This window comes from Alicyclobacillus cycloheptanicus (assembly GCF_028751525.1).
Lineage (GTDB): Bacteria > Bacillota > Bacilli > Alicyclobacillales > Alicyclobacillaceae > Alicyclobacillus_L > Alicyclobacillus_L cycloheptanicus.
Window position 1 is genome coordinate 1,551,812 of sequence record NZ_CP067097.1, and the last position, 12,382, is coordinate 1,564,193.

General features: G+C 54.3%; 13 protein-coding genes and 1 pseudogene. 9 read left to right on the forward strand and 5 right to left on the reverse strand.

Annotation, left to right across the window (positions count from 1 at the left end):
- Positions 1 to 12 precede the first annotated feature (12 nt).
- Complete coding sequence (locus JI721_RS07085) at positions 13 to 828, reverse strand: IS3 family transposase (protein ID WP_274457327.1); 816 nt, start codon at positions 826 to 828, stop codon at positions 13 to 15.
- Between the two features lie 50 nt (positions 829 to 878).
- Entirely contained in the window at positions 879 to 1,166 is a 288-nt protein-coding gene (locus JI721_RS07090) for a transposase (protein WP_026975887.1), read from the reverse strand.
- Between the two features lie 245 nt (positions 1,167 to 1,411).
- Here JI721_RS07090 and JI721_RS07095 point away from each other — a divergent pair, with 245 nt between their 5' ends.
- Entirely contained in the window at positions 1,412 to 1,669 is a 258-nt protein-coding gene (locus JI721_RS07095; protein WP_274457328.1) for a hypothetical protein, read from the forward strand.
- Between the two features lie 241 nt (positions 1,670 to 1,910).
- Here JI721_RS07095 and JI721_RS07100 read toward each other — a convergent pair whose 3' ends face one another.
- Both JI721_RS07100 and JI721_RS07105 read right to left on the reverse strand, forming a co-directional pair.
- The gene (locus JI721_RS07100; protein WP_274457329.1) at positions 1,911 to 2,192 is read right to left on the reverse strand and encodes a hypothetical protein; all 282 of its coding nucleotides are present in this window, start codon (positions 2,190 to 2,192) and stop codon (positions 1,911 to 1,913) included.
- A 16-nt stretch (positions 2,193 to 2,208) separates the two neighbouring features.
- Positions 2,209 to 3,846: an RHS repeat domain-containing protein gene (locus JI721_RS07105; protein WP_274457330.1), complete on the reverse strand. Its 1,638-nt coding sequence runs from the start codon at positions 3,844 to 3,846 to the stop codon at positions 2,209 to 2,211.
- A gap of 219 nt (positions 3,847 to 4,065) precedes the next feature.
- Here JI721_RS07105 and JI721_RS17245 point away from each other — a divergent pair.
- The 5 genes and pseudogenes from JI721_RS17245 to JI721_RS07125 form a co-directional block, all read left to right on the forward strand.
- A pseudogene (locus JI721_RS17245) lies at positions 4,066 to 4,284 on the forward strand (hypothetical protein); the annotation flags it as partial.
- 51 nt (positions 4,285 to 4,335) lie between these two features.
- Positions 4,336 to 4,716: a hypothetical protein gene (locus tag JI721_RS07110; protein ID WP_274454936.1), complete on the forward strand. Its 381-nt coding sequence runs from the start codon at positions 4,336 to 4,338 to the stop codon at positions 4,714 to 4,716.
- Positions 4,717 to 4,808: 92 nt separating this feature from the next.
- The gene (locus JI721_RS07115; protein WP_274454937.1) at positions 4,809 to 6,194 is read left to right on the forward strand and encodes a DDE-type integrase/transposase/recombinase; all 1,386 of its coding nucleotides are present in this window, start codon (positions 4,809 to 4,811) and stop codon (positions 6,192 to 6,194) included.
- Complete coding sequence (locus JI721_RS07120) at positions 6,184 to 6,984, forward strand: ExeA family protein (protein ID WP_274454938.1); 801 nt, start codon at positions 6,184 to 6,186, stop codon at positions 6,982 to 6,984. The genes JI721_RS07115 and JI721_RS07120 overlap by 11 nt, the downstream gene beginning before the upstream one ends.
- Positions 6,981 to 7,223, forward strand: a complete 243-nt coding sequence (locus JI721_RS07125; protein ID WP_274457331.1) for a DUF5348 domain-containing protein — start codon at positions 6,981 to 6,983, stop codon at positions 7,221 to 7,223. Before JI721_RS07120 ends, JI721_RS07125 begins: the two co-directional genes overlap by 4 nt.
- A gap of 342 nt (positions 7,224 to 7,565) precedes the next feature.
- Here the strand turns inward: JI721_RS07125 and JI721_RS07130 are convergent, their stop codons facing one another.
- On the reverse strand, positions 7,566 to 8,114 hold the full coding sequence (locus JI721_RS07130) for a hypothetical protein (RefSeq protein ID WP_274457332.1): 549 nt from the start codon (positions 8,112 to 8,114) through the stop codon (positions 7,566 to 7,568).
- Positions 8,115 to 8,886: 772 nt separating this feature from the next.
- Here JI721_RS07130 and dusB point away from each other — a divergent pair.
- Genes dusB through JI721_RS07145 form a run of 3 tightly spaced genes read left to right on the forward strand, consistent with a single transcriptional unit; the run spans position 8,887 to position 12,338 of the window.
- The gene (gene dusB / locus JI721_RS07135; protein ID WP_307016235.1) at positions 8,887 to 9,867 is read left to right on the forward strand and encodes a tRNA dihydrouridine synthase DusB; all 981 of its coding nucleotides are present in this window, start codon (positions 8,887 to 8,889) and stop codon (positions 9,865 to 9,867) included.
- Positions 9,868 to 9,893: 26 nt separating this feature from the next.
- Positions 9,894 to 11,705 carry a S9 family peptidase gene (locus JI721_RS07140; protein WP_274457333.1) on the forward strand — a complete coding sequence of 604 codons (1,812 nt, stop codon included), beginning with the start codon at positions 9,894 to 9,896 and terminating at the stop codon, positions 11,703 to 11,705.
- Between the two features lie 57 nt (positions 11,706 to 11,762).
- Positions 11,763 to 12,338, forward strand: a complete 576-nt coding sequence (locus JI721_RS07145; RefSeq protein ID WP_274457334.1) for a thioredoxin family protein — start codon at positions 11,763 to 11,765, stop codon at positions 12,336 to 12,338.
- Positions 12,339 to 12,382 lie beyond the last annotated feature (44 nt).

The window sequence follows — 12,382 nt, forward strand, 5'->3', positions numbered from 1 at the left end:
ATAAAAACCGTCTCACGCTGCGTTCTGTTGCATTTTCCAGTTTCTGAATTCCTTCGGCGAGCGATAACCTAGTGCGGAATGCGGTCGGTCCGTGTTGTAAAAGTGAATGTACGACTCAATCGCCGCTTTCGCCTCGGCAAAGCTGCTGTATTCCTGCAGCCAGACCTCCTCCTCCTTCAGCGACCGGAAGAATCGCTCGATGTATCCGTCAGCATCGGGGTTGTTGTAACCCGTCCGCTCGTGGTTGATTTGGCAGGCCTTCATCGCTTGAATGAACCGTCGACTCGTCATCTGGCAGCCATTGTCCGTTCGCAATGTCAAACCGGCACCTTGAACGCCGTTCGGGAAGCGATAGTTCAGCGCCATATCCACGGCCTTCAGCAGGTCCTCTGTACGGCAGAACCGGGAAAACGAGTACCCCACAATCTCCCGGTCATAAGCATCAATCACGGCAAACAGATATCCCCAGCCGTCTTTCCCACACCACACCTTCGTCATGTCGCACTGGAAATGCTCGTTGGACCTGGTGACCGGTATCTTCCCTCGCCGTTTCGCTCGTGAAGCGCCCCGCCTCGGAGTTTTCACCAGCAGCCCCATTTCCTTCATCAACCGGTACACTCGCTTATGGTTCACCCGCAGGTTGTATCGGCGACGCAGCATGACTTGGATTCGCCGGTATCCGTACGTGGGGAATTCTTCGCACAGTTTCCGAATCCACTGTTTGACCAGAGCGTCCTTGTCCACAGAAGGCCGCTTCGGTTTTGGCACAGGCGGCTTCAGCAAACTGTAACAGTACGTCCGGTTCAGCCCGAATGCTCTTGCAATCACTGGGACCGGAAAGCCTTCTTTGGCGAGCTGACAGACCAAAGAACGGCTATTTACTTCCGGCCCCAATTCGATTTTTTTCGCAACACATCCACCTGCATCGTGAGTTCACCGATCTTAGCCCGAGCCTCCTGCAACTCTTTCTCCAGCTCCTGCTCCCTCGTAGAGGGTCCGGACTGAAGCCCAGCCCGTCCACCAGTCAGGAACGCTTCACGCCACCTGTAATACAGACTCTGGGCCACGCCATGCCGCCGACATACCTCGCTGATATTCGCACCGGGCATCATGCCCTCGAGCACGATGTTCATCTTCTCGTCCACTGTCCACTTACGTCCCGGCATCATAAACACCTCTACTTCATCTTAACCCATCCCTTCTGTCTGGGTTGACTCTGGGGCCAGTATAGCTGGCTTCCCACTCTCCATAGCCAATTGAACTGCATGAAGTTTGAATTCCTTGTCGTACTTCTGTGTCATGTAGCTCACCCCGAATCGCCTTATTCTTACATTCTCGATTCGTTGTGTCCACTATTTCAGCCTAACACCAGTATGAGGCGATTTCACAGCGGATTGAAATGGTCTACCACTTGACTGGGATGACCAGAGAGGAGACGACTGAATACGTCCGCCACCAGATTCGCTTGACCGGAAGGCAGGCGCCGCTGTTTACAGACAGTGCTTTGCACTTGATTTATGGGGTAAGCCGGGGGATTCCACGGGTAGTGAACCAAATCTGCCTACAGGCCTTGTACGATGCAGCGGCCAAAGGCAGCGACGTCGTGGAAGATGCCCACATCCAGCGAGTACTGGCGGACCAAGAGTGGCAACGAGGGGCGGCCGGCTGATCGGCTGCTCCGCCATGCCTAAAATGATTGACGGCACACCGGCCACCACGATGACGGATTGACGCTACAACCCGCACGCCAATGGCGGTGAGAAATTCACCGCCAAACAGCGTGAGCGGCTACACAAGGCCCCGGCATCACAAACACCTCTACTTCATCTTAACCCATCCCTTCTGTATGGGTTGACTCTGGGGCAAGTATAACACCACTACATGGGACTCTAACTTTGACGTCACGTCATTCATTCAATGGAATTTATTATCCTTTCTACTAACGGAAGACCACTTTTAATGTGAAACATTAAATGCTCCAAAGTAACCTGCAAATCGATGAAAAGTTCCAAAATAGAATCCTTGTTACTATTATCAGCCTGTAATAGCTGGTCTATAATGTTAAGGTACCTTTCGCTAGCTTCAACTAAATCATTTAAATCTGCGGAAATAGGTCTAAAATCCGGTCCACTGAGTCCTAGCGCACGCATTTTTTCAGATATGTCCTTGTATAATTCCGGACCAATATGCACGTTCACCACCCCCAAGTCACTTTAAGTTCCAGCGTTTTTTAAGCTTATTGATTTGCTCCTTGGCAGCATTAATTTCGTTCTGCCAGTGGGGTATGTCTTGACTACTCGGGTTATTCTTAATTTTTTCTTCGTGTTCTCGAACATGATCCTCAAGACTACCTATCTTTTTCCTAGCGGTCTTTTTGTTTTGCGCGTACGAATGGTGAGGGCTTGAGAAAATGTTGTGAGCAATAAATGTTCCGCCAAAATAAATTGCGCCGCCAATTGCTAACCCCCAACCTATTGGATTCCAGTCCATGGTCGTATCTGCAGCCTCGAATACCCCGAACTCGGCCAATACGGCAACCCCTTCACCATACTCCCCGCTCGGGTCTACCTTATCCACTGGGTTGTCATCCGCGTACGGGTAGTCATTAGTGGAGCTTCCCAGTGGATCCCGGCTAATAAACCGCATCAGGCTCGGCGAATAGTACCGGGCGTTCAGGTAGTACATGCCGACGGCACTGTCCCACCGATAGCCTGCGTACAGATACGGGTTCGTGTTTGCCAAGGTGCCGGAGGAACTCAGAATGTTGCCCCAAGCGTCATAGGTATATTGTGCCACGATATTTCCACTTGCGTCGGTCAAAGCAACCACGTCGCCATGACCGTTTTCGACGTAGTAGTACGTAGTACCTGTTCCACCGCTCCAAGTCGTAAGCGTCAACGGCTCGCCATTTGGTCCGTAGGTGTACGACTGGAGCAGATTGCCGTTTCCGTCTGTTTCGTAGGTTACCTCATCGGTCTCCCCCTGATAGAAAAACTTCGTGGTATTCCCGCCCGCCGTTTCGCTCACTCGACGCCCCAGAGCATCGTAGATGTACGTTGCAATGGGGCCGGAACCATTGTCCACCTCTGTTAGCTCGCCAAGTTCATTCCACTTATAGGTGTTAGTACCGTCGCTGGTGAGTTCCCCGTTCGGATTATACGTATATGCCTGGCTCCCCACAGCCGTGAGTTCATTGTCCGCATTGTACGTATAATTGGTCGTCGTTGAGGTAGTGGAACCACTCGGCGTCACCGTTTTTGCTGTGATATTCCCCATTGGGTCGTATGTGTAGGCAATCGTATCTCCGCCTGGCGTAACTTCTTTTGTCAGGCGGTTCATCGCATCATAGCTGTACGACGCGAGGGTTGACCCGTCCTGGCCATTTATCACCTTGGTCAGGTTTCCATCCGCATCGTACGTGTACTCATAGTCCCCAACAGTGGAGCCGCTGCCGTTTTCGATGACAAGTGATTGCAAATGCAGGTCCCCGTCGTACTTAAACGCCTCTTTGAGTCCATCCCCGAGCACAATTGTGTCATTTAGGCCCTGCTCATTGTCATTGTAGGTCGCAAGCTTCGTACCGCTTCCGTTCGTGATCGATGTGACGTCATCCTGATTGTCAAGATTGAAGTTCGTGGTGATGGTCGTGCCGCCGATGGTCGCAGCAAGCGAAGTCAAAGCATTGTCCTTGTTATAGGTAAAGGACTGAGAACCCGTGCTATCCGTCTGGCTCGTGATATTCCCGTTCTTGTCGTAGCCAAGGGTGGTCGATCCGTTGCTGTTGCTGATCGATGTAAGGTCGCCGTCCGCATCGTAGGCAAACTGATTCGCTGTCGTTCCATCCACGTTTGTTTATGCTCAGATTATTTGACGTCATTGTCGGTGGATTTTCTTTGATTCGCTGTCGGGGACTTTAGCAGGATATTGTCGAGAAATGCAGAAACGCCCTCTGTGCCCAGTAGGCCCAGGTGGCGTTCCCATCATCTGCGCAGGGTAACGTAAGTGTACTCGGTTGGTGGCCAGTTACTTTCGTTCCCTAATTCGAGGCCGAATGGCTCTCGCTGTATGCCTAGCGTATCCATAGAATGCAAATCTGTCAATCCGGTAAGCCCGGAAGAATACGCCCTCGCTGTACAGAAGCTGCTACCGCGCGACGTGCCTTGTATTTACTGTTCACATTCGTATACGTACGTCCACGGATACTACCGTCGTCGCCCATTCGATTTAGGCGAGATGCGCCATGATTTCCTACAACAACGGCGGCAGTGCCCAAGTTGCAAACGGACATTTGCAATCCTGCCATCCTTTGTCGCACCTTTCCAGCGGTATACAATCATGGTCCAGGATCTTCTTGTGAGCCTTTTGGCAGGTACACTGACGGTAGACGCTGCCCTAGCCAAATTGGCCGAATGCGGCGTCTGCTTATCCGAGTCATGTGCCCGCAACTGGTTTACTCGGATTCAGGGGCAGGTGACCAAAGTCATCGCCTTGGTCTCCCGGATTGTCCAGTTTCATCGGCCAGATGTACCACTGCCTCCATTACGCCACAACGTCAGAGACTCGGTATTGTGCACCTATTATGACCGGCTTGTGCTGCTTGACGTGGCTGGCGGCAGTGACTTCTGGAATCTCAGGCGTGAAGTCGTCTGCCTGTTTGCCCCATCGTTGTCGGTGAAGCGGGTGTCGTATGGCCTCTCCCCAGCCCTTCCACCGTAACAACGCTGCTTATCCCACAGAAAACCATCTTCCGAGCGGATGGGACCCGCCCCCAGAATGAGGCTATCTCGTATGGGAAGGAGAAGCTGGACATGCAAGATGATTCGCGACGCCAAATCGCTCTGTTCCGCTATGGTCTTATTGCCCCGATATTGCGGCAAACCGAGAGTGGTGCTCAAAAAGCGATGCTGGAGGAACTGGCTAGTCAGGAACATGAGATGCCAAACGGAGAGAAAAGAAGATTCTCGGAACGCACGCTAGAGCGATATTTGGCAGGCTACCGAAAGGAAGGGGTAGATGGGCTGCTTCCCCAACTTCGGGCAGACGACCGCCGACCGCGGGTGTTGCCCCCTCATGTGATTGAACGAGCTGTGGCCTTGCGTAAGGAACAACCCTTGCGCACAGTGGAGCAACTCATTGTGATGCTGGAGACTGAAGGACTCGTTCCAGAAGGATTTATTCGGCGCAGCACACTGTCCGCGCATTTGCGCAGAGCCAAGGTGGAGCGTACAAAGGCAGTGCGCAAGCAACGTACCTGGCAGCGGTATACCGCCAATGAAGTTCACGAAATTTGGCAATGTGACGTCTGTGATTCCTTGCGCGTCCCAGACCCCAACTCTGGGGGCCAGATGCGGGTAGCCAGATTGGTTGCTGTACTTGACGATAAGAGTCGTTATATCTGCTACGCCGCGTTTTATTTTCGAGAGAATCTGCCGGTGCTTGAGGATGCGTTGAAAAAAGCGATTACTACGCATGGAACGCCGAAAATCTTCTACTGCGACAATGCAAAGATTTACCAGTCAAAACAGTTGAGCGAGGTGGCTGCCAGACTCGGGTTTGAGATTCGTCACTCCCGGCCATTTCTCCCCCAAGGGCGCGGGAAATTGGAACGATACTTCGGCTACGTAGAGCGCTCTTTCCGCCCGGAAGCCGAGTTGTGTGTGAAGAACAGTACCATCCAGAATCTCGACGACCTCAATCGCTACTTCCGTGCCTGGCTGGAGAAAATGTATCACCAGAGAACCCACAGCACGTTGAAAAAACGGCCTGCAGCCGTACTGACCACGCACGGTCCGTTGCGGTTGGTGGACCCGCATGTGCTCGAAGACGCATTTCAATGGACCTACAAGGCAAAGGTGGACAAGACAGCCTGCATTTCAGTGCAGGGAAACACGTACGAGGTTGAGTCCATCCTCGTTGGGCGAACCGTGACGTTGCGCTACAACCCCTTCGACCTCACTCGTATTCAGGTATGGCTGGAGGGCAAGCACTACGCGAATGCCGTCCCGCTGAAGATGCGCCGACACACAGACAAACGTGTAACGCAAGCCGATTCCCCACCTTCAGAGCTACCAACCGAACCAGGGATTTCCTTTCTCGAAACGATTACCGCAGCCCACGAAAAGCAGAGGCAACAGTCGCTTGGGCGAACCTCGTTTGCTCGTGCCCTGAAAGATGGTGAATCTCATGATGACTGAGTTCTTTGGCTTCGCTCAGGAGCCTTTTGACCGTGACATCCCGGTCGAACGCTTGGTGGCGTTTCACGGTCACAGCGAGCTCTCTGCAAGGCTCATCTACGCGACGGAACACCGCCACATGGCACTTGTAACCGGGGACACCGGGACCGGGAAGACAACGGCCGTACGCGCTGTGATGAAGCGAATGGATGAGAGCCAATACAAGTTCATGTATATCGCCAACGCCGGACTTACGCCCAAAACACTATACCGCGTGATTCTCGAGCGTCTGCAGATCCAGCCCAGGTTTCGACAGGTAGATAACCAGGCGCTCGTTCACCAGGTGCTCGAAGAAAGCTACCAAAAAGGCCAACAAGTCGTGATTATCGTCGATGAAGCACATGAACTCGACCCGCAGATGCTGGCCGAATTTCGGTTCCTCAACAATTTTCGGGCTGATTCATTCTCGCCGATTTCCCTCTGGCTGGTGGGACAAACAGAATTGCGGGAGAAGATGAAACTCCGAATCCTGACTTCACTATCCGGGAGAATCCAAATTCGCTACCACATGGGGACGTTGACCGAGGCTGAAGTGCAGGACTATGTCTCGAAGCAGCTGGCGAGCGTGGGTCAGGAGAGAACGATTTTCTCAGCTGATGCCGTGAAGTTGATTGCGAGAACCAGCCAAGGTAATCCCCGGTTGATTAACACACTGTGTCGTGGCGCGCTGATCGACGCTGCAACGTTGGGACACAGCGTCGTTGATAACAGTCATGTGGAGCGGGCATGGATGGAGGTGAGCGGCTCATGACGGGAAATCTACGATTCAGTTCACTGCGGGACCGATGGTACTTTGCAGATGAACAAGATGAACATGACTTGCATTGCGGAGACCCGATTGAAATCGAGATCGGCGACAGATATTACTACGCGAGAATAGAGTGGTGTGCTGAGGGATGGTACGCGATCTTCCACGAAGACAACCAGCGCAGTGACGCATTCGTGCTGATGCGCAACCGAACTTACACTGCGAGGTGGATATACTTCTAGACGAACACGTTGGCAGGAGGGTCGCCTAAGGCGGCCCCCTTTATTTATTCAAAGGCCGACAAAATGCGTGAAACTTCCGCGCCGATTCCAGGTGACAATGACATCTGGAATTTCACCGTCAAATAATCCGAGCGGCCACAAGCCGTGCTACACTTTATCGCGCGATACAGGAACGCACATCCGGCAGCGCTGCCACGTGATTGCCTTTATGAGTCCTGTAGTGACTGTCTGAAACAACAGAGGCAACTTACGTTATCGTGTTCACTCTCGTCGTGATGGATTTGTTTATATGAATAGGCCGCCTTGCGGCGGCCAGGTGAAACTTTTCAATTGCCTATTCCATTATCCATTGAGCGTACTCATAAATAGTACTTCGCCTGTCTTTGCGTCGACAAATGCATACATTTCATTTTGAGTCGAGTTCTCGAATGATTCAAAATTATCTTTCTGACTTTGAGAAGCATCTGGGGATATATTGGGTCCAGCGGGAGTCGTACTAATGTTCGAGATTCGGACTACCCATACAGGATAATCGGATAAAACACCATGATTTAGCTTTCCTGCTGTAGTCGATGATGGAGCTACAACACCATCTCCATTAGGATTTGTTGAAACGCTACCAAACATAGTATCTGTAGTAATGGGTGTATTAAAAAGCTTTTGTACATTCGAGACAGCTTGATCAGCAGTAATGTAGCCAGAATTTGTTGCTTGTGCATTGTCCGGAATGAAGTTCAGACCATATACACTTTTTAACTGGGCGATTTCTAGACCAGTTGTTGCGGCCTTTACAGTTCCTGTATGGTGCCAACCGGAGTAAGCGAAAGCTGAGATTGAAAGTACTGAAAGTCCACAGGCGATCGATATTGCTGTCTTAATCCTTGATTTCATATCCAATCGTCCTTTCGGGTGTTGTGTTTTATAAAGACGCATCCAACCACTAAAACGTTACTGTGCGTATGAATGGGTATCCCATATGTCAAAATAGTTTGAGGAAGCATAACTACTGTTGTTCATTTGACTGTATGGGTCTCCGTTATTGGAGGAATTTTTCCAAGACCCTAATGATGGAGCAATTGCACTTCCAGTGTTGCCATTGTCATAAAGAACGTCTTGGAATCTCACGTGATTTGCAGACGTTCCAGGCATTTGATCATCGGTATTTCTAACTTCACCACTTATTTGAACGGAATCACATGGCGATGTAAAAACGTTATTCCAGTACACATGGCCCAAATAGTAGTCACTTACGTAAAAGTCAATATGTAGAACATCGTATGCACTTTGGGGTACTAAACGGTTGGGCTGCAGTAGGCGTCACTGTAGTATGGGGTGGGTACGAAGTTTGGCATCACTACAGGGCATCAAATACCAGACCGCCCAACCTAAGCCCACCGGGCGCAGGTCGACGCGGGGAGCTTCGAGGCATTCCCGGCGGCTCTTCATGGACATCCGCATCGAGATCTCTTCGGTAAGATTTTGATTTGAGTGAGCCGAAACCCTCTCGGTTAGATTTTAATTGAGTGATCGCGGCGTCGACAAACCGGCTGAAACGGGCTACAATCGTAGGTTGAGTCATTGGATTCGGATGAGGCGAGATGCCGCGGAGGACAGGGACCGTACGCGTGTCCGCGCCTCGGTTTGCCAAAGGAGGGAACGACTTGTGTTGACCATTGGTGGGGTGAAGATTGACGACCCGGTCATTTTGTCACCCATGGCTGGCGTCTGCAATCCGCCTTTTCGAATCATCGCCAAAGCGCTCGGCGCAGGCATGGTGTGTGCTGAGATGGTGAGTGACAAGGCGCTGGTGAACGGCAGCCAGAAGAGCCAGCGCATGCTGACGATTTTGCCGGATGAGCACCCTGTGAGCCTGCAGCTGGTGGGCTACGACAAGGATTCGATGGTGCGCGCCGCTGAAATGGTGGGCGAGACGAACGCGGATTTGATTGATATCAACATGGGGTGTCCCGTGCTGAAAATATACAAGAACGGCTCGGGGGCGGCGCTTGCGCGCGACCCGGCGTACGCGGCGTCGATTGTCCGCGCGGTCGTCGAGCGCGTCAACAAGCCGGTGACGGTGAAGTTCCGCAAGGGCTGGGATGACGATCACGTCAACGCCGTCGAAGTTGCCCAGGCGGTCGTGGAGGCCGGTGCGCAGGCGGTGACGGTGCACGGGCGGACGGCGAAGCAGATGTATTCGGGCCGTGCCGACTGGGACATCATCCGGCAGGTGAAAGAGGCTGTGGATGTGCCCGTCATCGGCAACGGCGATGTCGTGGAGCCTGAGGATGCGCTGCGGATGATGGAGCAGACCGGCTGCGACGGTGTCATGATTGGCCGCGGGGCGCTCGGAAATCCGTGGATTTTCCGCGAAGTCGCCTACTTCCTGCGCACCGGCAAAAAGCTGCCGAAGCCGTCGGTGGAGGAGCGGATTTCCGTCGCGATTGGCCATTTGCACCTCCTCGTTGAACACAAGGGCGAGGTCATCGGCGTGAAGGAGATGCGCAAGCACGCGGCCTGGTACATCAAGGGCATGCCGGGGGCGGCGGAGATGCGCACCGTGATTAACCAGCAATCCACGCTTGAAGGCATGGAGAGCGTCCTGCGCGCATATCTCGAAGAGTTGTCAGCCGTGGCGGTGTGACCACAGACGGGGAAGGGGCTCATCGGATGAAGCGAATTTCAATTGCACGTTACATGGAAGTCCGAAGCGCGTACGGGGCGTCGTTCGCGTACGACGATTCTGCGATGTATTTCTTGTCCACGCAAAGCGGGATGCCGCAGGTGTGGCGGCAGGTGCGCGGGGTGCCGTGGCCGCAGCAGATCACGTTTTTTTCCGACCGTGTCATGGGCGTCGCGGCGTCGCCGACGGAACCCCGCCTGTGTGTCGTGGCGGACGAAGGCGGCAGTGAGCGTGCGCAGCTGTATCTGATGGACCTCGAAGGACTGGACATGTGCAACATCACGAACGACCCAGCGCACATCTACCAGCCGTCACAGTTCAGTCCGGATGGCAAGCGGCTGGCGTACCACAGCAACCGCCGCAACGGCCGGGACTTTGACATCTATGTCTACGACCTGGAAAAGGACACCCATACCTGCGTCTATGAGAGCGGCCACACCAATTACGCGTCGGTGTTCCACCCAAGCGGCACCAAGCTGCTGTTCTCCAGGCATCACACCAATCTCAACCACGACTTGTTGCTGCTCGACCTGCAAACCGGGGAAGCGGAGGTCTTGACGCCCCACGAGGGTGAAGCCATGTATGAGAGCCCGCGGTTCAGTGCGGACGGCCGGACGTTGTTCGTGGCCACCAACCGGGACAGCGAATTCATGCGTGTCGCGGCGATTGATGTGGCCAGCAAAGCCCTGACTTGGCTGACGCCCGATGAGTGGGACTGCGAAGGGTTGTCGATGTCTGCCGACAAGCGGTACTTGTCGTACAGCCGGAATGAGGATGGAACTTCGCGGTTGTACGTGGCGGATCTGGCGCAATGGAACGGGGGACCGCTCGACCTGCTCGAAGGCTTGCCAGCGCTGCCGGACGGCGTCATCCTGACCACGGCGTGGAATCGCACCGGACGGACCTTGGCCATCTCCCTCAGCAGCCCGGTTCACGCGACTGAGATTTGGACGCTGGATGTGGACGGGCGACGCGTCGAGCAGGCGACGTTTGCCTCGATTTCTGCCGTGCCGCAGTCGACGTATGTGGCGCCGGAGCTGGTGCACTATCCATCCTTTGACGGACTGTCCATTCCGGCGTATTATTATCGCCCGAAGGTGGGCGGCGGCAAGTACCCGGTGGTCGTGTACGTCCACGGCGGGCCGGAGTCGCAAAGCCGAAACGGGTTCAACAGTGTCATTCAGTACTTTGTGAATCAGGGGTACGCGGTGTTTGTGCCGAACGTTCGCGGGAGCATGGGTTACGGCAAAACCTACGTCCACCTGGACGACGTCCGCAAGCGCATGGACTCCGTCGCTGACCTGGCGAAAGCGGTGGACTGGCTCATCGAACACGGCGACGCGAAGCCGGACGCCATCGCGGTGATGGGCGGCTCATACGGGGGCTTCATGGTCCTCGCTGCGGTGACACACTACCCCGATTTGTGGGCAGCGGGCGTGGACATCGTCGGGATCGCCAATTTGCGCACGTTCATGGAAAACACGAGCCCCTACCGGCGGCACCTCCGGGCGAGCGAATACGGCACCATCGAGGAGGATGGCGCGTTCTTCGATGAAATCTCGCCGATTCACCACGTCGACAAAATCACCGCGCCGCTGATGGTGATTCATGGTGCGAATGACCCGCGCGTACCGATTGGCGAAGCGGAACAAATCGTCGAGGCGCTCAAAGCGCGCCATCACCCGGTGACCTACCTGCGCTTTGAGGACGAGGGCCACGGCGTGGTCAAGCTGGCCAACCGCATCCAGGCGTACGGGGCCATCGCCGCGTTTTTGCAGGAGCACATGCCCGTCGATTGACATGCCTGTCGATTGAGGGGTGTGGATTGGGCAAATCAACGGGGAGGGTGAAGGAAGATGGCGGAAAACGTGCAGGAGGCGTTCGCGGCTGCGATGACGCCGCAAGCGTTTATCGAACAGATGACGAAGAACCAGGATGTGTTCGCGGCGTGGGGCAATCGCTTCGCCTGGCAGAATGCGGACGATGAGGCGTTTTTCCAGGGGCTGCGGGGGAAGACGGATGTGCGGTGCCTTATTATCGCGGCGGACTGGTGCGGCGACGTGGTCCGCAACGTGCCGGTGGTGCTCAAGGTGATGGGGGCGGCCGCGATTGAAACGCGGATGCTCATCATGGAACAGCATCTGGATGTGATGGACCGGTTTCTGACGATGGGTGGCCGGTCGATTCCGGTGGTGCTGTTCATCGACCCGCAGGGCGATGTGCTGGCGAAGTGGGGGCCGCGGCCCGAGTACATTCAGCAGCCGATGGTCAAGTTCAAGCAGGAGAATCCGGACCGGTCGGCGCCGACCTATGAGGAGAACCTGAAGGCGGCTCGCGCGGAAATTATGAAACGGTACGGCGAGGACACTGGCTATCAGGGGTTGATTGTGAAGGAGCTGCGCGAATTGTTGGCAGGTGCCGCATCGCATTGATTGGCGATTGATTTCCACGTCCTGTATCATAGGGGTTAGGTGAA